Source organism: Paracidovorax cattleyae, assembly GCF_900104515.1.
GTDB classification, from domain to species: domain Bacteria; phylum Pseudomonadota; class Gammaproteobacteria; order Burkholderiales; family Burkholderiaceae_C; genus Paracidovorax; species Paracidovorax cattleyae.
On record NZ_FNJL01000005.1, the window covers coordinates 83680 to 108339 of the forward strand.

Consider the following 24660-nt stretch of genomic DNA (forward strand, 5'->3'; position numbering starts at 1 on the left):
CGCCCACGATGCCGCTCACCTTGCGGATCGAATCCACGATGATGGTGGAGCCCAACTCCTCCATGGAGGCGGCGGTCTGCTCCAGCGCGCTGGCCTGGCTTTCGGTGCGCTGGCTCAGGTCTGCGTTGCCCTGGGCGATCTGCACGCTGGCGCTGGCCACGTTCTCGGCATTGAGCCGCACCGTGCCCACCACCGTGCCGAGCTTGCGGTTCATGGCGGCAAGCGCGTGCAGCAGGCGCGCCACCTCATCGCGGCCCTGGGGCTCGACGCGCGCGGTCAGGTCGCCGTCCGCCACGGCCTCGGCGATCCGCACGGCCTCGTCGATGGACCGGGTGGTGGCGCGGGTGACCATGGCCATGATCCAGAGCGCCGCTGCCGCCAGCGCCTCCAGCACGGCTTCCAGCACCAGCATACCCTGGCGCAGCTGCGCAATCTGGCTGTCCAGCGACTGCTCCAGCACGTCGAACGACACGCCCACCAGTTCGAACTGGGTGTCGGTGATGCGGGTCATGCGCGCGACCCAGTCGGTGGACGGCATGCTCAGCACGTCGGCCTTCACGATGTTGTCATCGGCCAGGTTGAACCCTTCCTGGGCCGCGGCCAGCGCCGCGTCGCGGGCCTTTTCCACGGCGGGGGGGCAGGCTTACGCCCGCCGCCAGTTCGAGCGCCTTGCGGGCATCGCCGTAGTATTTGCGCACCCGGTCGGACAGGGCCTCGATGCGCGCCCGCTCCTCGGGTGCCACCTCGCCACGCGCCAGCACCAGTGCGCCGTGCGCCCGCATCTGGCCCAGCGACTCCGTCAGCTGCGGCAACTGCCCGAGCACCGCCTTTTGCAGGTAGTGGGTGCGGATGTCGGTATCGCGGGCAAGTCCGGAGGTGTTGGCCACGTCGTCGATGAGGTCGAGCACCCGCTCGATGAGTGCCACGTGCAGCAGGTTGCTGTCCGCGCTACAGCACGCCCAATTTTTGGTATTCCCTGCCAAAAAAAGCTGTAGGTCCACCACGCGACCCAAAAAACGAAAAGTCGATGAAGATACGTTTTGTTTCTTATGGATTGTTTTTTGGATTAGCCCATCTTCATTGGGCATGCCGATCGGTTTGTCTCAACCGGGCAGCGTGCCCGGCAGCAGGATGGAACGGTCCACCCGGTGGATGTCGGTATGGCCGCAGAAGGCCATGGTGATGTCCAGCTCCTTCTGGATGATCTGCAGGGCCCGGGTGACGCCAGCCTCGCCAAAGGCCCCGAGCCCGTACAGGAAGCTGCGCCCTATGAGCGTGCCCCGGGCCCCCAGCGCCCAGGCCTTGAGCACGTCCTGCCCGCCCCGGATGCCGCCGTCCATCCATACCTCGATGTCCCGGCCCACGGCATCGACGACGGGCGGCAGCGCATGGATGGACGATGGCGCGCCGTCGAGTTGCCGTCCGCCATGGTTGCTCACCACGATGGCGTCTGCGCCCGTCTCCACCGCCAGCCGCGCATCGTCCGCATCCATGATCCCCTTGAGGATGAGCTTGCCGCCCCAGCGCTTCTTGATCCACTCGATATCGCGCCAGTTGAGCCGGGGGTCGAACTGCTCGGCTGTCCACGACGACAGCGACGAAAGATCGCCCACGCCCTTGGCGTGGCCCACGATGTTGCCGAAGCTGCGCCGCTTGGTGCCCAGCATGCCCGCGCACCACCGCGGCTTGGTCGCCAGGTCGAGCAGGTTGGCGAGCGTGGGCCGGGGCGGCGTGGACAGGCCGTTCTTGATGTCCTTGTGCCGCTGTCCGAGGATCTGCAGGTCGAGCGTGATCTGCAGCGCCGATACGCCGGCGGCCTTGGCGCGGTCGATCAGGCGTTCGACGAAGTCGCGGTCGCGCATCACGTACACCTGGAACCAGAAGCCCGGTCCGGCATGTTCGGCCACGTCCTCGATGGAGCAGATGCTCATCGTGGACAGCGTGAACGGCACGCCGAAGGCCCGCGCCGCGCGCGCGCCGAGGATCTCGCCGTCCGCATGCTGCATGCCGGTCAGGCCCGTGGGCGCGATGGCCACCGGCATGGCCACGTCCTGCCCCGCCATCCTCGTGCGGGTGGTGCGGTTTTCCATGTTCACCGCCACGCGCTGGCGCAGCCTGATCTTCTGGAAATCCTCGGAATTGGCGCGGTAGGTGCTTTCCGTGTAGGAGCCGGAATCGGCGTAGTCGTAGAACATGCGCGGCACGCGCCGGCGGGCGACGGTGCGCAGGTCTTCGATGCAGGTGATGCGGGACAGTGGGGCCACGGTGGATGCTCCTGGTCATTGTTGTTCTGCCGCATGGCGGCTGCCGGCCACCGGGATGCGGATGCAGAGGGCATCGTACCGGCGCTCCGCCCGGCGGGCGCTGAAGTTTTTTGCACGGGGTTGAACCTTTTTCCAGGTATCGCGGCCAGTGCGCCGCATGGCCGGCGCTCCGCGGCCATAGAAGGACCTTCGCATCGCGCCAGGACTCGGGTGCCGCGACCCCATGGATTCAATCCTGTGAGAAGCATGGAGTGATTCCGCCGGGCTTTTTGCGCGCCTTCTTCCATCACTCGAGGTCATAACGAAAATGCGAAGCACCCGTCTTCCGAAAAAGCTGCTCTCCATCACTCTGGCCGCGCTGACGGTCTTCGCGGTCGCGCCGGCATCCCGGGCCCAGGCCGGCGTGCTGGGCCAGGGCCTCACGACGGAAATCGCCTGGAACTGCCACGACAACCCCTGGCGCCCGGGCAGCCCCTAGCGCCGCGCCAGCGCCACGCCCCCGATGGCCACGGCGAATCCCACCACCTGCAGGGCCGTGAGCGTCTCGCCGAAGATGGCCCATGCCTGCAGGGCGGAGAGCGGCGGCACCGCGAGCACCAGCGCCGCCGTGCGCGTGGCCTCGCCATGGCGCATCAGCCAGATCAGCAGCGTGGCACCGCCGATCGACAGCACTAGCACCGAATAGGCGAGATAGCCCCAGAGCAGCGGCGATCCGTCCCAGCGCGCCTCGCCCAGGCACATCGCCATCAGGACCAGCACCGCGATGGAGCCCAGGTTCTGCACGGCGCTGGCGCTGCGCAGATCGCCGGCGGCCAGGGGCGACTTCTGCACCATGGACCCCACGGTGAGCGCGAGGATGCTGCCCGCAGCGGCCAGCAGCACCGGCAGCGGGAGCGCGGCCATCCCGGCACTGGCCGATAGCCGCGGCCACAGCACCATGGCCACGCCGCCGAAACCCAGCGCCAGCCCCGCCCAGGTGGACGGCCCGAGCCGGCGCCGCAGCACGGCCACGGCGATGAGGGCGGTGAACAACGGCTGCAGCGCACCGATGAGTGCCATCACCCCGGCCGGCAGACCGCGCGACATGGCCCACCAACTGGGCCCTATGTAGAGGCCGTTCATGAGCGCCCCCGCGGCGAGATGCAGGGCGATGCGGCGCGGCCCGCGCGGCCATTCGACACGCGCCCACGAAGCCGCGGTACCGAACAGCACGGCCACGCCCACGAAGCGCACGGCCAGGAACCAGAACGGATCGGCATGCGCGGACACCCCCCGCCCCACCAGAAAGCCCGTGGACCAGATCACGACGAAAAGCAGCGGAGCGATGGCATGCATGCCGGTTCCTTCCTCAAGGGAAAGCAGTATCCCTGGAACCGGGGCCGGCCGGGCGCGGCAGCCTGGCCACGCGCGGGCCACCGCCGCAGGGACTCATTTCAGGGCCGAGGCCCTTTCACCACGCCAGCCCCCCGTACCTCGATGCGGATCTCGTCCACCACCTGCCCTACCGCATCCACCAGCTCCACCCGGTGGCGTCCGGGCCAGGGCATCCAGGCCCATTCCGTCCCCCGGCCCTGCACCCTGCCGTCGATGCGCCAGCGCAGGCCCCCGGGCGCTGCGCCACCCGCCGCCGCGAACTGCAGCCGCTGATGGGCAGGAGGGATGTCGGGATCCAGCGCCACGATGGTGCCCGGTGCCGGCGACACGATGCGCGGCTGCGGGGCCTGCAGTCCGTCCAACGCACCGCCCTCGCCCGCCGCCGCCTCCGGCGCTTCGCGCCCCCGCGGTATGGCGCGGGGGCCCGCGTCCACCACGAACAGGGGCTGCTGGGTGCCGGCGAGGAACCACTCCTGGCGCGCGCTCTCCAGCAGGCGCGTGCCGCCCGGCTCGGGGCCGAAGCGCACGGCGGCGCGGACCAGCCCGGCCGGGGGCTCGGGCGCGCGGCTGCGCACGCCCCGCCCGTGCAGCCAGCCCATGATTTCGGCCCACACGGGCGCCGCGCCACTGGTGCCGCTCACATCATGCATGGGCGCGCCGCCGGCATTGCCCACCCAGACACCCACCGTGTAGCGCTGTGACCACCCCACTGCCCAGTTATCGCGCATGTCCTTGCTGGTGCCGGTCTTCACGGCGGTCCAGAACCGCGTGGCCAGCACGCTGTCGGTGCCGAAAGTGCGCGCACGCGCATTGCCGTCAGAGAGGATGTCGCCCACAATGAACGCCGCGCGCGGATCGATCGCTGGCGCTGCCGCCGCAGCGGCCGGGGCCGGTCTGGAGCCCGTGCGCCGGCCACCTGCAGGGGCAGGACGGAACACGACGGGACCGGTCCGCCCGCCGTTGGCGAGCGCGCGGTAGGCATTGGCCAGGTGGAGCAGCGGCATCTCGGCGCTGCCCAGCGCAAGGCTGTAGCCGTAGTAGTCGCCCGTCTCCCGCAAGGGCAGGCCCAGCGCCAGCAACTGGCGGAAGAACGCATCCGGGGTGACCATGGCGATGGTCCGCACCGCCGGCACGTTGAGCGAGGCGGCCAGGGCGGTGCGCACGGACACCCAGCCCTTGAACTGCCGGTCATAGTTCTGCGGGATATAGAGCCCCGACGCGGTGGGTATGTAGGCGGGCGAATCCTCGATCAGCGATGCGGCGGTGATGCGGCGCTGCGCGATCGCCTGGGCGTAGAGGAAAGGCTTGAGCGTGGAGCCCGGCTGGCGCGCGGCCAGCACCCCGTCCACCTCGCCCGCCTGGCTCAGCAGGCCGGACGATCCGACCCATGCCAGCACCTCGCCAGTGGCGTTGTCGAGCACGACGACGGCACCGTCTTCCACGTTGCGGCCGTGCAGCTCGCGCAGATGCTGGTGCAGCGACTGCACGGCCACGCGCTGCAGGGGCGCGCTGAGGCTGGAGACCACGGAAGACGGAACCGGCCCGTCCGTGCGGGCGAGCAGCTGGCGCGCGAAATGCGGCGCCAGGCCTTCGCTGGCCGCGTAGTCCCGGCGCTGCAGCGCGGCCGTGGTGAACAGGTCCAGCGCCTCGCAGTCGGCGGCCGGCCCCGCACGCCCGCCGCCGCCCGCAGGGGTCGCAGCCATGGCGCGCAGCACGCCGCAGGCACGCTGCGCCACGACGGCGGGCCGGGCGTTCGGGGCCCGCACCAGCGCCGCGGCGACCGCTGCCTCGCGGTCGTCCAGCCCATGCGGCGCCTTGCCGAACAGCGTGCGGGACAGCGCATCGATACCCACCAGCTCGCCCCGGAACGGCACGAGGTTGAGGTAGGCCTCCAGGATCTGGTCCTTGCGCCAGCGCCGCTCCAGCACCTGCGCGGCCACGCTCTGCCCGAGCTTCTGGGCCACCGACCGGCCGCCGGGTCCCTGCCGCCAGTCGCCGTCCAGCAGGCCGGCGAGCTGCATGGTCAGGGTGGAAGCGCCGCGCGTGCGCTGGTTCCACAGATTGCCCCAGGCAGCGGCCGACACGGCGCGCCAGTCCACGCCGCTGTGCCCGTAGAAACGCCGGTCCTCGCTGAGCACCAGCGCCTCCCGCAGCGCGGGCGATATGTCGTCCAGTCCCGTCCACTGGCCGCGCCGCACGGTGGCGTCGGTCCGCAGCCGCTGCAGCACTTCGCCTTCGCGCGAGAGCACCAGGGTTTCGGACGAGCGGTAGTCCGCGCGCACTTCCGCGTAGGCCGGCAAGGCGCTTGCGGACAGTGGCGCCCAGAGCGCGAGGCACAGCGGCACGGCGGCTAAAGCGCTGCGCAGGCATGCAAGACGGCTGACCGGGGAAGACGAAAGAACGCGGCCCGACATGAAGGCGTGCAGCCTATCACCAGGGACGCCGCCCACCGGCGGAACGCGCTTCATGCGGCGCTGCCCCGCCGCCGCCGTGCCCAGGCCCCGAGCCATGCCGCGCCCGCGATCCAGATGGGCACGAATACGATCGCCATGGCCGCGCTCAGGGGCCGTTGCACCGCCGGTCCGGCGCACCGGCGCGCACTTTCGAGCACGTCCGGGGGCAGCAACCGCACCACCAGGGCGATGCCGGGGGGTCCCAGGATGACGCCGTCCAGATAGCCGAGCACCGGGATGAAATTCGGGATGCGATCGATCGGGCTCAGGGGGTACGCCGCCACGCAGAGCGCGAGGAGCCGCACGGACCGGGGCGTCCGGGGATCGCACGCGGCGAAATACACGTTCAGTGTTTCCGTCTTCAGGCGGCGCGCCCACTGGCGCAGGGAGGCGAGGACAGGCATGGAAAAACCGCCACGGGGGCTGCCGCGGCGGTGCAAGGGCTGGAAGGCCCCGATTCTGGCGCAGCGGCGGGCTGCCGCCGCGGATCCGGTCAGAACGACTCCCAGTCGCCTGGCGCTCCCTGGACCGCCATGGCGGGGGCCGCCATGAGGCCCGCTGCGGCGGCGGCAGCGGCAGGCCGCAGCGCGGGTGTACGGGCGGGCGCGCGCACCTTCGCCGGTGACGGCTTGCGGGCAGGCGCGGAGGGCCGGGCCGCTGCCGGGGCGGGCACCGCGGGCGCCGCCGTCACGGAAGGCACCGCGGCCACCACCGCCTGCGGGCCGTCCGACGCCAGCCGGAACACGCTGACGGCCTGCACCAGATCCTGCGCCTGGGAACGGAGGCTGGAGGCCGCGGCCGCCATCTCCTCGACCAGTGCAGCGTTCTGCTGCGTGGTCTGGTCCATCTGGGTGACGGCCTCGCCCACCTGTGCGACGCCCGCGCTCTGCTCGCTGCTCGCCGCGCTGATCTCGCCCATGATGTCGGTCACGCGGCGGATGCTGCCGACCACCTCCGTCATGGTGCTGCCGGCCCGGTCGGCCAGCTGCGCGCCGCTTTCCACCCGCTCCACGCTGGCGGTGATGAGTTCCTTGATTTCCTTGGCCGCGCCGGCGCTGCGCTGCGCGAGGCTGCGCACCTCGCCCGCCACCACCGCGAAGCCGCGGCCCTGCTCGCCGGCACGCGCGGCCTCCACGGCCGCATTCAGGGCCAGGATGTTGGTCTGGAAGGCGATGCCGTCGATGACGTTGATGATGTCGGAGATGCGCCGCGAACTTTCCGAGATGCCCTTCATGGTGTCCACGACCTGCGCCACCACGGCGCCGCCCTGCTCCGCCACGCCGCTCGAGGCCTGCGCCAGCTGGTTGGCCTGCCGCGCGTTGTCCGCGTTCTGCGCCACCGTAGAGCCCAGTTCCTCCATGGAGGCGGCAGTTTCCTCCAGCGCGCTGGCCTGGCTTTCCGTGCGCGACGACAGGTCGGAATTGCCCTGCGCGATCTGCATGCTGGCGGAGGCGACGGATTCGCTGCCCTGGCGCACGCGGGAGACGACGGTGGCGAGCGCGGTGTTCATGTCGCGCAGGCTCTCCAGCAGCAGGCCTACCTCGTCCCGTGCATGGATCTCGATGCGCTGGGTCAGGTCGCCCGCGGCGACGGCCCGGGCCACGTCCACGGCCCTGGCGAGAGGGCGGGTGATGGAGCGGGTCACCCACAGGCTGAGCAGCACGGCCACGACCACGGCCAGCGTGGTCCCGCCGACCTCCACCTCCAGGGCCGTGGCACGGGCGTCTTCCGCCTCGGCCTGGCGCACTTCGAGCAGGTCGCGTTCGGCCTTGGAGAACTCGGTCTGCAAGGCGCGGAAACCGTCCATCGCGGCCTTGTCGCGTGCCTTGCCGAATTCGCCCACAAAAGCTTCCATCGGGACCTTGCCGGCATCCACGTCGCGGCGCATGTCCTGCAGCGACTGCATCACCGCGGTGAAGTCCGCCTGGCGGGCACGCAGCACGTCGAGCCGCTTCTGCTGCTCCGGATTGTCCGCGGTGAGCGTGCGCAGCGATTGCCAGGCGGAGTCGAAGGTCTCGCGCCCCTGGCTCCACGGGCCGAGGAAGGCGGTGCTGCCCGACAGCAGGTAGCCCCGGGCGCCGGTTTCCATGTCCACCACGCCCAGCAGCATCCGCTGGGCCTCCTCCAGCACCTTGTAGGTGTGGATGTTCATGCTGGTGGCCGTCTTGACGTGGTTCTGGCTCTGGATGGCCACGCCGATCACCACCAGGAAGATTGCGATGACGCCGCCGAATGCCAGCGCAAGCCGTCGGCCCAGGGGCCAGTGTGAAATGTTCATGGGAGTACCGCTTTCGTGCAGGAACGCCGCGCCATGGGGAAGGGCCGGCCCCCGGCCCTCGCCACGCGACATCCGTGGCCAACATCCGTCATGGGAGCACAATCGCGATACTAAAGTTACAAATTAATGCGATTTGTAGGCATTCGGCGTACCTCACTGTCGCGTTCGGACGTACAGCGGGCGTGCGCCGATGCTCCCTCCTCAGTTCTTCGTGGCCGCATCCCAGTGTTCGGCAATCTGCCCGTCCTGGATGCGGAACATGTCGAACCAGGTGGTCGTATAGGTCTGCTCCGCGTTTTGCGGATCAGGCAGGCGGCGGGCGAACACCATGGTGACCATGTCGCCCTCCGCGAGGATGCGCACCAGCGGGGCCCTCACCCTCGGCTGGATGGGCGAGCGTGGCGTGACCTGCGCCAGGAACTGCTTGAAAGGCTCGCGGCCCGTGGCCACGAGCGGGTTGTGCTGGATATAGTCTTCCTTCATGTAGCGGTCGGCCAGTTCCACCTGGCCGGACTCGAACACTTCCCGCCAGAAGTCGTACACCAGCCGCTTGTTGTATGCGAGCACCGGGTTGTGGGACCAGAGCAATTTGTCATGGTTGGGTTCTTCGGCCACAGGCACCTGGGCATGGGCCGAAAGGCATGCGGCGGCAGCACAGGCCAGCACGGCGCGGGAGAACAGCAGTTTCCAGGTCATCTCATTTCCTGTCGGGTTGCAACGGCCGGGTTATACCGGTACGTTCCCCCTGACGGAAAGATGGCATCTGCAAGCGATGTCAGCAGGTGTGTCGGCCTTGACCCGGCGCAAGACGCCGCCCTGCCGCCGGCGCAGACTGTTTGTTGCCGGCCCCAGGCAACACCTGCATCGACCATGACCCGGAAATTTCCCGAACGCCCCGCCCACCCGGAGCGCATCTGCTGGGGCTGCGACCGCTACTGCCCCGCCGCCGCGCTCGCCTGCGGCAACGGATCCGAGCGCTCCCCCCATCCAGCGGAGCTGTTCGGAGAGGATTGGCTTGCATGGTCGCCGGCGGCGGTGCTGCCGTCCGGCGGATCCACGCCGGACGGCGGACAGGCACCACAGCGGACCTCCGAGATCCGCAGATAGCGGCGGATGCCGGTGCGCCGGCCTCTCGGCCATGCGCACCCTGTGCCCGTCAGCGCGCGTCTTCCACCTTCATGCGGGGGTTGGGAGTTTCTCCGAACATCTCGGGCGCATACATCGCCTCCACCCGTGTCGGCGGGAGCGCGAACTCCCCGACGTTGTTCAGCCGCACGGTGTACTCGGCCGTGAGCGCCCCCTTGGACACGTACTCGTAGTAGCCGCGCCAGGCCTCGAAGCTGCGTTCCTCGTAGGCCATCCAGCCGCTGCCACGCTTCTCCCCCTGCGTCGCAATCTCGGAGTCGCGGCCCAGGCCGTTGCCCAGGATGGTGGCGCCGCCGGGCACCGGGTCGGTAAGCACCACCCAGGTCATGTCGGCGGTGGAGGTCACCTCGAGTTTCACGCGCAGCACATCACCGCGGGTGTACCGGCCCGCCACCGCCTGCTCCACCGGCGTGATGGTCTTCTTGACGGTGTAGCCGGCGGAGAACGGCTCCTTGAGCTGGACCGCAGCCACCGACTGCAGCGTGAGCCAGGGCTTGCCGGTGCCTTGCTGGGTCACCGTGAGCGTCTCCTTGCCGCCCGAGGCGCTCCAGGGCAGGAACATGCCGTTGTTGGTCAGGTTGCCGGGCGATGCGGGTGCACCGAACCAGGTCGTCTGGTGCGCAGCGCCGGTGGCATCGGCGGTGGAGACGCGGCCGACCTTGCTCCAGTCCACGCTGGCGGTATTGCGGCCCATCGTGGCGCGGGTGGACCCGGTGACCGGCGTGGCTTCGAACTTCGCGCTGAATTTCTCCAGCGCCAGGCCGCCCCAGAGGTTGGCCGTGGTGGTATGCCAGGCCCCGCCCTGCTGCCGCGCGATGAATCCGTTGGCCAGGCGCCCCATGTCGTCCTTCCAGGCCGGATCGTCCATCACGGCCAGCATGAGCCGCGCCGTGTTCACATCGCCGTTCTGCATGAGCCACCACCAGTAGTCGTCCTGTTCCGAGCTGAAGATCAGCTTGGTGCCCTGGTAGGACAGGCGGGACTTGAGTATCTGGGTGGCCTCTGCCATGCGCTGCTCGCGCTGCGGTGCATCGGTCACGCGGCGCAGCACGTTCAGCCAGTCGATCACGCTGTGCGTGGGCCACTGGTTGGGTGCCACGGTGATGGACGAGAGCATGCGGCCAGTGGCCTTGCCGTAGCGCGACAGCGCCTCGATCGCGGTGAGCTTGCGCATGTCCAGGTCCTTGCGCGGGCTCCAGAAGTCGCGCTGGATGCGCCCTTCCACGAAGGCGATCAGGCCGCGCTCCATCGGCGCGCGCACTTCCGGAGCCAGTGCGAAGGCCGGATCGATGGACGAGGCCTCGTGCGTGGCCGCGAGCAGGTAGGCAGTGAGCGTGTCGCTGCCGCGGTTGCCGCTGCCGGCCTGCGGCGGGAAGTAGCTGGCCAGGCCGTCGCCGTCCAGGTAGGTGGGCAGCTGCCCCACCACGGTCTGCCACATCCTGCCGTCGCGCAGGCCCACGGCCTTGCTGGTCTTCTGCTCCAGGCAGAGGAACGGGTAGTTGGCGAACCAGTCGCGCACGCCCGGCAGGCCCTCGGCGAGCTTGGGTTGCACCGACATCTTCAGCCCTCCCCGGCCGGGGATGGCGTCAGCAGGCGGCTTCACGTCGATGCCGAAGCTGCCGTCCACCTGCACGAGGGTGGCCTGCTGCACCGTCAGCGGCACGGCCGGCACGAGCCGCTGCGTGGCCTTGAGCGCATCGCGCGCGCCGCCGGCGCCGGGCGTGGTGTCACGCGCCTCGATCTCCCAGAGGATCGCCTCGGCCCGCGTGCGGGTGAGCTGGGCGGGCGCGGTCACGTTCCAGGCCACTTCGCGGGATTCGCCGGCCGGGATGTCCACCGTCTGCTTGTCCAGCGCGAGCAGCGTGGAGCGCGGTGCGACCTCCACCTTCATGGCCGCCTTGGTGGTGTTGCGCAGCGTGAACTGGGCGCGGAACTGGTCGTCCTCGCGCACCAGCGGCGGCAGGCCGCTGATGACCTGCAGGTCCTGCGTGGCCCGGATGCTGGTGGAGCCGGTACCGAACTGGCCGGTGCCCGCATCCGCCACCGCGACGATCTTGAAGGTGGTGAGGGCGTCGTTCAGCGGCACCGTGACCTGCGCGCGTCCGTTGGCGTCCAGGCGCACCGCGGGCTGCCAGAGCAGCAGGGTGTCGAGCAGCTCGCGCGTCTGCGCCCGCCCTCCCCCGCCGCCCGCCGGCACGGCCTTCTTGCCGTAGTGGCGCCGTCCGATGATCTCCATCTGCGCGGTGGAGGTCTCCACGCCCCAGGCGCGCCGCTGCAGCATCGCGTCCAGCAGGTTCCAGCTGGTGTTGGGCATCAGCTCCAGCAGGGCCTGGTCCACGGCGGCCACGGCCACCTCGGCGTTCGCCGCGGGCTTGCCGTCGGGCAGCGTGGCGGCGATGGTGACCTGCGCCTTGCCGCGCACCGGGTAGCTCTCCTTGTCGGCCGTTACCTTCACCTCGATGCGGTGCGCCTTGGCGCCCACCTTGATCTCGGCCAGCCCGAGCCGGTAGGCGGGCTTGGACAGATCCACCATGGCCGTGGGCGCGATGTATTCCTTGCCCTCGTACCAGAAGGCGGTCCACCACTCGCGCGGCGCCTTGAAGCCCCAGGTGAAGAAGCTGTACCAGGGCACCTCGCGCAGCCGTCCGCGCAGCGCGAGCACGCTCACATAGACGTTCGGGCCCCAGCCTTCCTCGATCTTGAGCTGCACCGTCGGGTCCTGGCCATTGAGCTGCACCACGCGCATGTCGATGAGGCCCTCGCGCTCCACGCTCACCAGCGCCGTGGCCTGGCGGAAAGGCATGCGCACCTGCAGCCGGGCGGTTTCCCCGGGCTGGTAGCTTTTCTTCTCGGGCAGCAGGTCGATGCGGTCGTGGTCTTCGCCGCCGAACCACAACTCGCCCTGCCGCGTCACCCAGACCGACGCGGCCGCCTCGGACTGGTTGCCGTCCTTGTCGCGCGCGGTGGCCACCAGTTCCACTTCGCCGGCCTCGTCGAGCTTGGCCTCGCACAGCACCAGTCCGCGGCTGTCGCTCTTGCCGGTGCACACCGTTCCCAGGTCCTTGGTCTCGGTCTTGTTGTCGTAGCTGTAGAAGCCGCCCACCATGCGCTTGCGGCTCGTGGTGGTGATGCGGGCCACGGCCTGCACCTGCACGGGCACGCCCTCCTGCACCTTGCCGTCCAGGCCGAGCGCCAGGGCCTGGAAGCGGATCTTCTGCGCGGCGGACACCCAGCCTTCGGTCTTGATGCCGGCCACCACCGCGGCCGGCCAGACCGTCTGCGTGCTGCGCAGGGTCTGCACCTCGCCGTTGGGGTCGGAATACGTGGCTTCCAGCACCAGGTCCTGGGCACGGCGGGAATTGGGAATGTTGTCGATCGCCACCTTGCCCGCGCCGTTGCGGTCGAGCGTCACGGCCAGCTTGTCGGCGATCACGCGCGCGTCGTCGGCAGAGGCGGGCTCCTCGTCGTCGCCGCTGTTTCCGCCCTGGGGCTGCGCACCCTTGCGGCGCGGCGGCTCGAAGCTGAAGGCGTCGAAATCGGGGAACTGCAGCGGCTTGCCGCGCACCAGTGCCGACACGCGCACCGGCAGGTTGGCTGCGCCGCCGCCGGACACATAGTTCACCTGCACGTCCGTGGGCACCGAACGCGGGCGCACCAGCGGCTTCTTGTCGGACGGCGCGATGCGGCCTTCCAGCACGGGCAGGCGGAACTCTTCCACGCGGAACTCGCCCGAGGTGAAGCTGCGGCCGCGGCTGTCGTCGTCGCCGCGCAGTTCCACGCTGTACACGCCCAGCTTGGCAGCGGGCGGCAGCGCGAAGGTGCTCTCGGCGCTCAGGCCCCCCGTGGGCGTGCGGCGCCACTGCAGCGGCTGGGTGAATTGCTGGCCGCTGCCCACATGGGCGATGGCCAGCGTGTGCGGCTGGCTGTCGGGCAGGCCGAAGCCCTGGCGGTTCTGCGTGCGCAGGATGTGCTTCATCGAGACCGTCTCGCCTGCGCGCAGCAGGGTGCGGTCGAAGATCGTGTGCGCGATCTGGTCCGGCTCGGGCTGGCTGCTCGTGGGCACGTTGAAGCGCCATGGCTCGATGCCGCGCTGCCAGTCGCTCCAGGTGAAGGCCATGTCCTGCACGCCGTCGGCGTCCTGGGCACGGGCGCTCACGAAATAGGCATTCATGCCCTCCAGGCCGTCGCGGCCCGGGCACGAGGGCGGCTGGGGCGACAGGCCGTCGAAGCGCGCGATGCCCTGCGCATCGGTCGTCGCGGTGGCCAGTTCGCGGCCGTCGCAGCCCGACACGCGCACCACCGCGCCCGGCACCACCTGCCCCTTGTCGAGCGTGGTGACCCAGGCGGCGGCATTCTCGCGCCCCAGCTTGAAGTGCACGCCCAGGTTGGTCACCAGCGCGGAGGTGCGCACGTACATCGTGCGCCCCGCACCGTGTCGTTCGTCCAGCAGCGAGCGGCCCAGCATCGGGGAGGCGATCTCCACCACGTGGAAGCCCGCCGGCAGCGGGATGCCGACCACCTCGAACGGACGGGGGTCGCCGCCAGCCGGGCGTGGCAGGTCCAGCACCTTGGCACGGGGCTGGCCGCCGAGCAGCGACACCATGCGCGACTGCACCGTGTCCTTGCCCTCGTCCTGCAGCACCTGGGGCAGCGGGCCGCGCACGTCACGGCTCGCCTCCCTGCGCGTCACCAGGTAGTCGTCGTACCGGCGGACCCGGCGGTACCAAGCGATGATGTCTGCATCGGCGGTGGGCTGGAAGGTGCTCACCTTGCCGGCGGGCGCCGGCGCGGCCGCGGGTGCGGAAGCGCCGGGCACGGTACCGGCCGCCACGCCCTGCACGCGCAGGTCCGCCTCGACATTGCGCAGGGTGACGGGCAGCAGCGCCGGTCCTTTCGCCCCTTCCGCGAAACGCTCCACCACGCCGAACGGCGAGGCGGCGAACTTGGCCAGCGGCGGCATCGGGCCGGTGGACACGGACAGCGGGAAGCTGTCCGCATTGCGCAGCGGCCGGCCCGAAGCGTCCTTGAAATCCTTGGGCAGCTCCAGCCGCATGGCGGTCTGCGGCGCGAAAGGCGGCATGAACTGCACGCCGTTGACCACCGTGTCGCCATCGCCTTCGCCGTCCAGTCGCGGCTTGAGGGTTTCCTTGTCCGATTTCAGCCGGATCGCCTCGGCGAGCCTGCGCGGCACGGGCGCGTTGAACGACAGGCGCATCGGCCGGATCGGCAGGCAGGCCGCCTGCGCATTCTCGCGCTCGCAACCGAAATCGGCGCTGAAGGGCTCGCGCACGGTGTAGCCGTAGCGGCGCTCCACGGTGTTGGGCACGCCGCTGGGGGTGGCCACGCCCTGGCCGTACACCAGTTGCACCTTGGAGCCCGAAGTGAGCCGGCGGTTGCAGGCCAGCGACGCATAGCGCAGGGGCGCCTGCCTGGCCGCGCTCTCCAGTCCCAGCGAAGTCAGCAGTGCGGCGCGTTCGGTGCCTTCGATGAGGCGCACCGGAATGCGCTCGCCCACGTCCTCGGCCACGCACCAGACGTTGGCCTTCACGCTCTCCAGGGTGGCCGGGCCGCTCAGCTGCAGCAGGAAGAACTGCTCCTCGTCGATGGGCTGGTAGGTGCCGGGGCGCACGCTCTGCACGAAGGGGCCGCCGGTATTGAACTGGTAGCGCACCGTGCCCGACAGGGCCGCGCCACTGGCGGACTTGAAGCCGGGCCGGGCGGTGGCCGTGCAGCGCGTGCCGGGCGGCAGGTCCGCAGCGAAGTCGTACACCCACTCGCGCTCGCCGGTCCAGCGGCCCGTGCCCCTGGACGCATCGCCTCCGCAATCCACGGAGAACGGCGCGGGAGCCTTCGGATCGCCGAAATTCACGGCAGCCGCGTCGAACTTCACCACCACCTGCCGCACGCGGGCGACCTCGCCCTGCGGCGAAAAGCTGGAGACGGACAGGGCCTGCGCTGCCCCGGCCGAGGCCAGGCCCAGGAAGGCGGCCAGCGCCGCGCGGACGAAATGCGTCGTTGTTGTCATGGATGTGCGAGCAATGGCGCGCTCCCCGAGGATGCAGCGGCCCCCGAACGGCGGCTGCCGGAGCGGCAAATTCCGGGAGGTTAGCCCATCGCCGGGGAACGGCGCACACTGCCGCCCCCTGAGTTGTAAACGGCCTACACAACCCGTTTACGGGATGCCCGCACAATGGCGCAGCGCTCGAAGCGCCCTCCACTCCATGCCCGAAACGTCCACTTCCCGCCGCTGGGAGATCGATGCCGTACGGGGACTCATGCTGGTCCTCATGACGGTCACCCATCTGCCCACGCGGCTCACGATGCCGCTCGGCCAGCCCTTCGGCTTCGTCTCCGCGGCGGAAGGGTTCGTACTGCTGTCCGCGTACATGGCCGGCATGGTGTACGGGCGCACCGCCGCGCGCCGCGGCATTCCGGCCATGCGGCAGGCCTTCCTGCGCCGGGCCACCAAGATCTACGCCTGCCAGGCCGCCACCCTGCTCTTCCTGTTCACCGTGATCACCTTCATCGGCATCCAGGTGGACGAACCGGCCATCAAGGGCCTCATCACCTTCTACCTCGCCAAGCCGATCGAGGCGCTGGCGGGCGGGCTGCTGCTCGTGTACGAGCCGCCCCTGCTGGACATCCTGCCCATCTACGTCCTCTTCATGCTCGCGAGTCCGTGGGTGATGTCGGTCGGGTTGCGGCGCGGCTGGACGCCGGTGCTGGCCGTGAGCACCGTGCTGTGGTTCCTGGCGCAGTTCGGGCTCTCGAAATGGTTCTACGACGCCATCGACACGGTGGTCCCCAACCCCATCCCCTTCCACGAGACAGGCACCTTCTCGATGTGGGGATGGCAGTTCCTCTGGGTGCTGGGCCTGTGGATGGGCGCATCGCGCAACGATCCCGAAGCGCCGCCCTTCGTCTTCCCGCGCTGGGCGGTGGGGGCGGCGGCGGCCATCGCGGTGGTGGGGTTCTGCTGGCGCCACGCGATCGGGCAGGTTCCCTTCGGCGACGGCCTGCCCGAATGGAACCTGTTGTTCGACAAGTGGCAGCTGGGACCGCTGCGGGTGCTCAACCTGTTCGCGCTGCTCGTGCTGGCGATCCGGTTCGGGCCGCCCCTGGCGGCGCGCATGCCCCGGCCCCGCTGGCTGGAAACGCTGGGCGCGGCCTCATTGCCGGTGTTCTGCGCGCACCTCGTGGTGGTACTGCTCGCCATCAGCCTGATGGGGGCACGCTACGACCGGCCCTGGTGGCAGGACATCGCCCTGCTGGCCGTCTGCTTCGCGGCCCTGCACGCCGTGGCGCGGGTCAGCCTGTGGTGGGACAAGGGCCCGGACGAGGATGCGCCGGGCACCCGCCGCAGGCTGCTGCGCCTGCGCAGGCCGCTGCCCCCGGCGTTGTAGCCTGGGGGAAACTCAGGGCCGTGCGCTGGCCCGGATGAGTCCGTCCGTCCGCGGCTGGGCGGCCGTGGCGCCGCTCGCCGGCACGCCGCCTTCGCCCACGTAGCTGCCGATGATGGTGCGCCAGAGGTCGTAGCCCGCATCGTTCATGTGCAGGTGGTCGGCTCCGAACAGTTCGGTGCGCGGCAGGCCCTGGGCATCCAGCATGGGGTTGAAGATGTCGATGAAATCGCTGTTGGGCACCGTGCGCACGTACTGCGCCAGCAGGTCGTTGGCCTCGCGCATGCGCGGCAGCAGCGACAGCCGCAGCGGGCTGGGCTTGATGGAGATGTAGCTGATGCGCGTCTCGGGCAGTGCCTCGCGCACCGAACGCACGAAGGACTGGAAGCTCTCGAGCACCTGCTCGGGCGTGCGCCCTTCCGCCAGGTCGTTGTCGCCCGCATACACCATCACGTGGCGGGGCCGGTATTGCAATACCAGGTTTTTCACGAAGTACTGGCAGTCGGCCATGGTCGAGCCGCCGAACCCGCGGTTGATGACCACGGGGAGCTGGCGGAAATCCTCGCGCAGATCCGTCCACAGGCGAATGGTCGAGCTGCCCACGAACAGCACGCCCCCCGCCTGGGGCTGGGCCGCCTTGTCCGCGGCCGCGAAGGCGTCCATGCTCGACTGCCAGCGCGCGTAAGGCGTCGGGAGCGCGGCGGCTGCCGAAGGTGCCGGCGTGGGCGCGGCCCAGGCGGCACCGGCCGGCAGAAGCACTGCGCACAGCGCGGCAGCGACGACGCGGCCAGGACGGAAACGGCGGAAAAGGCTCAGGGACATGGACGGGTCACTCCGAGAAAAACAGCAACTTGTGATCGATTGTCCGCCGCAGCATTCCCATGGAACACAATTTTTACAAATTAAACCTTATCCGTTACAAATTACCGATCCATTTTCACGGTGCGGCCGGCTGAGCGGCCCGCCAGGCCAGGGGATCTGCCAGGGGCTCATCAGTGGGCTAACACCGCCGCCCGTGCCGTTCCCGCCCTGCCCGGAGCCGCCGCAGCCCCCAGGCCGGCCAGCGCGATGCCACCCGTCAGCCCCGCCACGGCCGGCCATCCGCCGTGCTGCCAGAACCAGCCGCCCACGGATCCGGTCACGCTGGAGCCGAGGTAATAGAAGAGCAGGTAGAGCGACGCCGCATGGCCCTTGGCTTCGCCCGCCTGCGGCCCCACGGAGCCGCTCGCCACGGCATGGCCGATGAAAAAACCGGTGGTGACCAGCGCAATGCCGGCCACGACGGCGGGCAGCGGCGCGAACAGCGTCAGGCCCACGCCTGCCAGCATGAGGGCGAACCCGGCGGCCAGCAGCCGGTGGCGGCCGAAGCGGTCGGCCAGGGCGCCGGCGACCGACGAGGACACGATGCCGAAACCGAAGGCCAGGAAGATCAGGCTGGCCTGCGTCTGGCCCAGGTGGTAGGGCGCTCCGGACACCCGGAAGGTGGCGTAGTTGAACAGGGTGACGAAGACGCTGGTGAGCAGGAAGCCGATGGCATAGATGCGCAACAGCCCCGGATTGCGCAGGTGCCCGGCCCACGCACGCAGATGGAACCGCGCGTTGATGCCGGGCCGGCGCACGAAGCGGCGCGACGGCGGCAGGAGCCGCAGGAAACCTGCCGCCGCGGCCAGGCACAGCAGGCCGAGCCCCCCGAGCGCCAGGCGCCACGAGGTGAACTCGGTGACCAGCCCCATGCCCACGCAGCCCACCATGCCGCCGAAGGCTGTGCCGCCCACATAGAGGCCCATGGTGCGCGCGAGGGCGGCGGGCTCGATCTCCTCGGCCAGCCATGCCATGGCCACGGCGGGCACACCGCCCAGCACCAGCCCTTCCAGCGCCCGGGCCAAGAGCAGGCCATGCCACGTGGGCGCGAGGGCCGCGCCGATCTGCAACAGCGCCGCGAACGCCATGGATGCGCACATCAGCCCGCGGCGGCCGAGGGCCTGCGAGAACGCGCCGGCCAGCACGATGGCAAAGGCCAGCCAGCCCGTGGTGAGCGACAGCGCGAGCGAGCTCTCCGCCGGGCTGACGCCGAAACCCGACGCGAACGCCGGCAGCAGGGGCTGCACCGAATAGATCAGCGAAAAGCTGGCCAGGCCCAGCAGGAACATCGCCAGGCCGGCGCGGCGGTACTCCGGGGTGCCGCGCCGCACCCAGTCGGCATCGATGGCGCTGCCTTGCAGGGTGGAAGGAGACGGGGGAGTGGCGGCGCCGTCCGGGCTGCCGGAGGACGAAGGGGGAAAGGCGGAGGAAGAGGCCATGGACTGCGGAAGGTGACGCAGGTCAATGTAGGGCGCACGACTCCATCTGTCCAATATATCACACCCCATGGAGCCATATGTTCTATAAATGCCGACATGGAACTGCGACACATCCGCTACTTTCTCGCCGTGGCCGAGGAAGGCAACTTCACCCGGGCCGCGGCACGCCTGGGGATCGGGCAGCCGCCGCTGAGCCTGCAGATCCGCGACCTGGAAACCGAGGTCGGGGCCCCGCTCTTCCACCGGGTACCCCATGGCGCCGAGCTGACGGAAGCCGGCAGGGCCTTCCTGGAAAGGGTGCAGCCCCTCCCGGCGCAGGCCGCCCAGGCGCTGCAGGCGGCCCGGCGGGCGGCCCGCGGCGAGACCGGCCAACTGCAGCTGGGTTTTACCGGCACCGCGGCATTCAACCCCCTGGTTCCGGCCTGCATCCGGGCGTTCCGCCATGCCTTCCCCCAGGTGGAGCTGCGCCTGGTGGAAGCGAATTCGGTGGCGCTCGCCACGGCACTGCTGGAGGGGCGGCTCGATGCCGCCGTGCTGCGCCCTTCCCTCTCCGACCCGTCCGCGCTCGCGGTGCGGCCGTTGGTGGACGAGCCGCTCGTGGCCGCGTTGCCTGCCGACCATGCCTGCGCCCGCGGGCGCGGCGGACTGGCACTGCAGGCCTTGCGGGACGACCCGTTCATCCTCACCCCGCGCGCGGTGGGCGTCAGCCTGCACGACACCGTGCTGGACGCCTGCCGCGCCGCCGGCTTCGAGCCCGCGCAGGGCCAGCCCGCGCCGCAGATCGCGTCCATCCTGTCGCTGGTTGCGGCGGAAGTGGGCGTCTCGCTGGTGCCTGCCTGCATGCGCCAGCTCAGCGTGCGCGGCGTGGCCTTCCGCCCGCTGCGCGCTCCCGCGCCGCGCGTGGGCCTGGCCGTGGCCCACCGTGCCGCGCGGCCGCCGGAGCAGGCCCTGCAGTTCGCGGCCATCGCCCGGCGCGTGGCGGCAGGGCCGGGGCAGCCGGAGTGAGACACGCGGGCGCAGGCGCCCTGCCCCGCTCCTCGCTCACTGCGGCTGGAAGCCGCTCTCGCGGATGATGCGCGTCCAGGCCTGGGTGTAGGCACGCTCGCGCGCCGTAAGCTGCTGCGGGGTCATCGGCGTGACCGTCAGGCCCATGGCCACCAGTTGCTCCCGCACGTCGGCACGGGCCAGCACCTTGGCGAGGGCTTCCGAGAACTGCTGCACGCCCTTCGCGGGCATGCCGGCCGGCGCATAGAAGCCGTAGTAGGGAAGCTCCTCGAAACCCTTCAGGCCCAGCTCGCCGAAGGTGGGTACATCAGGCAGCGCGGCCTGCCGCCGGTCGCCCAGCACCGCCACGATGCGGATCTTGCCGGCCTTGTGGTTCTCCAGGAAGTCCGGCACCGATCCGACGCCCGCCGCGATCTGGTTGCCCAGCATGTCGCCCATCATCGGCGCACTGCCCCGGTAGGGAGCGGACACCAGGTCGAGCCGGTAGCGCTCGCCGAGCAGCTTCACCAGGAACTCGGGCGTGGAGGCCGGCGCGGGAATGCCCACCGCGCTCTTGCCGCCCTGCGACTTCACCCAGGCCACGTATTCCTCGAAACTGCGGGCCGGCGTGCCGCCGGACACCGCGAACGCATTCACGAAGGTGGCCACCCCGCCCACGGCGATGAAGTCGTGCACGGGATCGAAACCCGGGTGCTTGACCACCTGCGGCAGGATGGAGATGGTGTGGTCGTGCGTGAGGAAGACGGTGCTGCCGTCGAGCGGGGACGTCTTGAGCACCTGCGCGGCGATCTGGCCGCCGGCGCCGGGCCGGTTCTCCACCACCACCGGCACGCCGAGCACGTCCTTGAGCTTGTCGGCCAGCAGCCGCGCGATCGCGTCCGAACCGCCGCCGGGGGGGAAGCCCACCAGGATGCGCAGCGTCTTGCCGGCCTGCGCACCGGCCGCGAGGGGAAGGCCCGCCGCCAGCGCGGCGCCGGCAAGGGAGGCATGGGAGAGCAGGCGGCGGCGGGACAGGGTCATGGCAAGGTGCTCCGGTCGGGAAGAAAGCGAAGTGTTCAGCCCAGGCGCGCGCGGTGGCGCGCCAGCTGGGTGCGCACCTGGGCGGGCGCCGTGCCGCCCAGCGTGTTGCGGGCGTTCAGCGATCCGCGCAGGCTCAGGGCATCGAACACGTCCTTCTCGATGGCCGGATGAAAGCCCTGCAGTACCGTGAGCGGCAGCTCGGACAGGTCCACGCCATGCGACGTGGCGGCCTTCACCGCATGGGCCACGGTTTCGTGCGCGTCGCGGAACGGCAGGCCCTTCTTGACCAGGTAGTCGGCCAGGTCGGTGGCCGTGGCATAGCCCTTCTGCGCGGCCTGCTCCATGGCCTGCGGGTTGACGGTGATGCCGCCCGCCTTCTGGCCGGTGGCCGGGTCGGGCTGACCGCCAACCATCTCGGCGAAGATGCGCAGCGTGTCCTTGAGCGTATCGACGGTGTCGAACAGCGGCTCCTTGTCTTCCTGGTTGTCCTTGTTGTAGGCCAGGGGCTGGCCCTTCATCAGCGTGATCAGGCCCATCAGGTGGCCCACCACGCGGCCGGTCTTGCCACGCGCCAGCTCGGGCACGTCGGGGTTCTTCTTCTGCGGCATGATGGACGAGCCGGTGGTGAACCGGTCGGCGATCCGGATGAAGCCGAAGTTCTGGCTCATCCAGATGATGAGCTCCTCGGAGAGGCGGCTCACGTGCACCATGCAGAGGCTGGCGGCGGCCGTGAATTCGATGGCGAAGTCGCGGTCGCTCACGGCGTCCAGGCTGTTCTGGCACACGCCGTCCATGCCCAGCGTGCGGGCCACGCGCTCGCGGTCCAGCGGATAGGTGGTGCCGGCCAGCGCGGCGCTGCCCAGCGGCAGCACGTTGGTGCGACGGCGCACGTCCTGCATGCGGTCGGCATCGCGCGCGAACATTTCCACGTAGGCCAGCATGTGGTGGGCGAAGCTCACCGGCTGGGCAACCTGCAGGTGGGTGAAGCCGGGCAGGATCACATCCACGTTCTGTTCGGCCACATCCACCAGCGCCACCTGCAGCTCCTTGAGCAGGTCGGCGATCAGGTCGATCTCGCCGCGCAGCCAGAGCCGCACGTCGGTGGCGACCTGGTCGTTGCGGCTGCGGCCGGTGTGCAGGCGCTTGCCGGCATCGCCCACCAGTTGGGTCAGGCGGGCCTCGATGTTGAGGTGGACATCCTCGAGGTCGAGCTTCCAATCGAAGGCGCCGGACTCGATTTCCTGGGTGATCGTGGCCATGCCGCGCTGGATGGCGGCATGGTCGTCTGCGCCGATGATGCCCTGGGCCGCCAGCATGTCGGCATGCGCCAGGCTGCCGGCGATGTCGGCCTGCCACAGGCGCTTGTCGAAGAACACGCTCGACGTGTAGCGCTTGACCAGATCGCTCATGGGTTCGGAAAACAGGGCCGACCAGGCCTGGGCCTTGGTGGCGAGCTGGTCTTGGGAAGGTTGCGCGGAAGGGCTGGAGGACATGGAGGGCAATAATCCGGAGGTTTCGGCCACCCGGAACGCCCGGATGCCGCAATGCAAGAGACCCAAATTTTATCGACCCGGCCCCAACCCCTGGCCGAGCCCCCTCCGGACGGGCTCGGCGGGCGTGCGCTCGTCTTCGACGCATGCCACGTCGGCGTGGTGCTGCGCGCCGTGCTGTTCGTGGAAACCGTGCTCGGCGTGGGCGCCATGTACGGCGCCGACGGCCCGGTCGCCTGGCTGGCCCGGCTGTCGCTGCTGACCGGCGGCGCACTGCCGGCCACGCTGGCCTGGCTGGTCACGGCCTGCAGCCTCAAGACCCTGCTGCAGCGCCTGCCGGTGGCGCTGCAGTCCGCGGCCGGGGTGGGTCTGGGGGCGCTGGCCGGCCTCTACGCCTGCGGCATGCTCGTGCTGGTCGGCGTGCCCATGGAGGCGCCGTGGCTGGCCAGTGCCGCGAGCGGGGCGCTGCTGTCGGCCCTGCTCGTGGCAGCGCTGGTGCTGCGCGCCCGGGCACGCACGCCGGCCGCCACCACCGCGCGGCTGAGCGAGCTCCAGGCGCGCATCCGGCCGCACTTTCTCTTCAACACCCTCAACAGCGCCATCGCGCTGGTGCGCGACGAGCCGGCCAGGGCCGAGGCGCTGCTGGAAGACCTGAGCGACCTGTTCCGCCACGCCCTGGTGGAACAGGGCGACTCCGCGACGCTGGGCGAGGAGATCGCGCTCGCGCGGCGCTACCTCGCCATCGAGGAAGTGCGCTTCGGGGACCGCCTGCGCGTGCAATGGCTGCTCGACCCGCGCACCGACGGCGCCCGGCTGCCGCCGCTGCTGCTGCAGCCGCTGGTGGAAAACGCCGTCAAGCACGGCGTGGAGCCTTCCGCCCAGGGCGGCAAGCTGCGCGTGACGACCGAGCTGCGCGGTGCCCGCGCCGTGGTCACCATCACCAACACCGTGCCGCCCGGCGGGGGACGCGCGGACGACGACGCGCCCCGTGGCCACGGCATCGCCCTGGCCAACGTGCGGGGCCGGCTGCGCCTGCTGCACGATGTGCAGTGCGATTTCTCGGCGGGCATGCACAATGGTTTCTACCGGGTGCGCATCTCCCTGCCGGCGCACGCCTGATCCGCCATCGCGACCGACACTTCCTCCCTGCGGCTCCCATGCACATCCTCATCGTGGACGACGAAGCCCTGGCCCGCAGCCGCCTGCGTACGCTGCTGTCCGACGGCGGCGGGCACACCCTGGCCGAGGCGGCGAACGCCGCCGAAGCCCTGCAGCTGCTGAGCATCCCCGGCGATCGGCCCTTCGACGCCGTGCTGCTGGACATCCACATGCCAGGACAGGACGGACTCTCCCTGGCGCAGGTGCTGCGCGCGCAGGCCCGGCCGCCGGCCATCGTCTTCGTGACGGCGCATGCCGACCATGCCGTGAGTGCCTTCGAGCTGGACGCGGCGGACTACCTCACCAAGCCGGTGCGGGCCGAGCGCCTGCAGCAGGCACTGGCCAAGGCCCGGCGCGCCGCCGCCCAGCCCCCGGCTGCCCCCCCTGCCCCCCCTGCCCCCCCTGCCCCGCCGGACGCGGAAGCGCTGCTGATCCAGGACCGGGGGCGCACCGAGCGCGTGCCGCTGGACGAGGTGGTCTATGTCAAGGCCGAGCTCAAGTACCTCACCGTCCGCACGGGCACTCGCAGCTACATCCTGGACGGCTCGCTGAGCGAGCTGGAAGCGCGACACCCGTCGCGCTTCCTGCGCGTGCACCGGAATGCGCTGGTCGCCCGGCGCGCACTGCGCGCCATCGAGAAACACTACGACCCGGTGGAAGGCGAAGGCTGGGCCGTGCGCATGCACGGCCTGCCGGAACTGCTGTCGGTGTCGCGCCGGCAGGTGGCCGCGGTTCGCGAAGCGCTGGCGGGTTAGAACACACAGGAGACAGG

Annotated in this window: 18 protein-coding genes and 1 pseudogene; 6 read left to right on the forward strand and 13 right to left on the reverse strand. The window is 70.3% G+C overall.

From position 1 onward, the window contains the following. Window positions 1–271 precede the first annotated feature (271 nt). The 3 genes and pseudogenes from BLR05_RS27595 to BLR05_RS05495 all read right to left on the reverse strand — a co-directional run. A pseudogene (locus BLR05_RS27595) lies at window positions 272–538 on the reverse strand (methyl-accepting chemotaxis protein); the annotation flags it as partial. A gap of 28 nt (window positions 539–566) precedes the next feature. After that, the gene (locus tag BLR05_RS27025) at window positions 567–1088 is read right to left on the reverse strand and encodes a nitrate- and nitrite sensing domain-containing protein (RefSeq protein ID WP_225978930.1); all 522 of its coding nucleotides are present in this window, start codon (window positions 1086–1088) and stop codon (window positions 567–569) included. Between the two features lie 15 nt (window positions 1089–1103). Further along, the gene (locus tag BLR05_RS05495; RefSeq protein WP_092832810.1) at window positions 1104–2264 is read right to left on the reverse strand and encodes an alpha-hydroxy acid oxidase; all 1161 of its coding nucleotides are present in this window, start codon (window positions 2262–2264) and stop codon (window positions 1104–1106) included. 307 nt (window positions 2265–2571) lie between these two features. Here BLR05_RS05495 and BLR05_RS26475 point away from each other — a divergent pair, with 307 nt between their 5' ends. Continuing rightward, window positions 2572–2742: a hypothetical protein gene (locus BLR05_RS26475; protein WP_167361201.1), complete on the forward strand. Its 171-nt coding sequence runs from the start codon at window positions 2572–2574 to the stop codon at window positions 2740–2742. Here the strand turns inward: BLR05_RS26475 and BLR05_RS05500 are convergent. From BLR05_RS05500 to BLR05_RS05520, 5 genes are all read right to left on the reverse strand, one after another. Further along, window positions 2739–3599, reverse strand: a complete 861-nt coding sequence (locus BLR05_RS05500) for a DMT family transporter (protein ID WP_092832811.1) — start codon at window positions 3597–3599, stop codon at window positions 2739–2741. The two genes, BLR05_RS26475 and BLR05_RS05500, sit on opposite strands and share 4 nt — an antisense overlap. A gap of 98 nt (window positions 3600–3697) precedes the next feature. Continuing rightward, complete coding sequence (pbpC, locus tag BLR05_RS05505) at window positions 3698–6052, reverse strand: penicillin-binding protein 1C (protein WP_208605984.1); 2355 nt, start codon at window positions 6050–6052, stop codon at window positions 3698–3700. 50 nt (window positions 6053–6102) lie between these two features. Further along, on the reverse strand, window positions 6103–6495 hold the full coding sequence (locus BLR05_RS05510) for a YkvA family protein (protein ID WP_092832813.1): 393 nt from the start codon (window positions 6493–6495) through the stop codon (window positions 6103–6105). A gap of 89 nt (window positions 6496–6584) precedes the next feature. Next, window positions 6585–8369 (reverse strand): methyl-accepting chemotaxis protein, encoded by a 1785-nt coding sequence (locus tag BLR05_RS05515; RefSeq protein ID WP_092832814.1) that lies wholly within the window; start codon window positions 8367–8369, stop codon window positions 6585–6587. 201 nt (window positions 8370–8570) lie between these two features. Then, window positions 8571–9065: a nuclear transport factor 2 family protein gene (locus tag BLR05_RS05520; RefSeq protein WP_092832815.1), complete on the reverse strand. Its 495-nt coding sequence runs from the start codon at window positions 9063–9065 to the stop codon at window positions 8571–8573. Between the two features lie 174 nt (window positions 9066–9239). On the opposite strand from BLR05_RS05520, the gene BLR05_RS05525 reads away from it, so the two are divergent. Continuing rightward, entirely contained in the window at window positions 9240–9476 is a 237-nt protein-coding gene (locus BLR05_RS05525; RefSeq protein ID WP_092832816.1) for a DUF3079 domain-containing protein, read from the forward strand. 49 nt (window positions 9477–9525) lie between these two features. Here the strand turns inward: BLR05_RS05525 and BLR05_RS05530 are convergent, their stop codons facing one another. Continuing rightward, the gene (locus BLR05_RS05530) at window positions 9526–15540 is read right to left on the reverse strand and encodes an Ig-like domain-containing alpha-2-macroglobulin family protein (RefSeq protein ID WP_092832817.1); all 6015 of its coding nucleotides are present in this window, start codon (window positions 15538–15540) and stop codon (window positions 9526–9528) included. 196 nt (window positions 15541–15736) lie between these two features. Here BLR05_RS05530 and BLR05_RS05535 point away from each other — a divergent pair, with 196 nt between their 5' ends. After that, window positions 15737–16918, forward strand: a complete 1182-nt coding sequence (locus BLR05_RS05535) for an OpgC domain-containing protein (RefSeq protein WP_092832818.1) — start codon at window positions 15737–15739, stop codon at window positions 16916–16918. Between the two features lie 12 nt (window positions 16919–16930). Here the strand turns inward: BLR05_RS05535 and BLR05_RS05540 are convergent, their stop codons facing one another. Together BLR05_RS05540 and BLR05_RS05545 are read right to left on the reverse strand one after the other, a co-directional pair. Continuing rightward, window positions 16931–17737 carry an SGNH/GDSL hydrolase family protein gene (locus tag BLR05_RS05540; RefSeq protein ID WP_092832819.1) on the reverse strand — a complete coding sequence of 269 codons (807 nt, stop codon included), beginning with the start codon at window positions 17735–17737 and terminating at the stop codon, window positions 16931–16933. 170 nt (window positions 17738–17907) lie between these two features. Next, entirely contained in the window at window positions 17908–19215 is a 1308-nt protein-coding gene (locus BLR05_RS05545; protein WP_092832820.1) for an MFS transporter, read from the reverse strand. A gap of 96 nt (window positions 19216–19311) precedes the next feature. On the opposite strand from BLR05_RS05545, the gene BLR05_RS05550 reads away from it, so the two are divergent. After that, window positions 19312–20220 (forward strand): LysR family transcriptional regulator, encoded by a 909-nt coding sequence (locus BLR05_RS05550; protein WP_092832821.1) that lies wholly within the window; start codon window positions 19312–19314, stop codon window positions 20218–20220. 36 nt (window positions 20221–20256) lie between these two features. Here the strand turns inward: BLR05_RS05550 and BLR05_RS05555 are convergent, their stop codons facing one another. Further along, complete coding sequence (locus BLR05_RS05555; protein ID WP_092832822.1) at window positions 20257–21240, reverse strand: Bug family tripartite tricarboxylate transporter substrate binding protein; 984 nt, start codon at window positions 21238–21240, stop codon at window positions 20257–20259. Between the two features lie 35 nt (window positions 21241–21275). Then, a complete protein-coding gene (gene argH, locus BLR05_RS05560) occupies window positions 21276–22733 on the reverse strand; it encodes an argininosuccinate lyase (protein WP_092832823.1) in 1458 nt (485 codons plus the stop codon). Between the two features lie 51 nt (window positions 22734–22784). Here argH and BLR05_RS05565 point away from each other — a divergent pair, with 51 nt between their 5' ends. Then, on the forward strand, window positions 22785–23849 hold the full coding sequence (locus tag BLR05_RS05565; protein WP_092832824.1) for a sensor histidine kinase: 1065 nt from the start codon (window positions 22785–22787) through the stop codon (window positions 23847–23849). Between the two features lie 38 nt (window positions 23850–23887). Next, on the forward strand, window positions 23888–24643 hold the full coding sequence (locus BLR05_RS05570) for a LytR/AlgR family response regulator transcription factor (RefSeq protein WP_092832825.1): 756 nt from the start codon (window positions 23888–23890) through the stop codon (window positions 24641–24643). Window positions 24644–24660 lie beyond the last annotated feature (17 nt).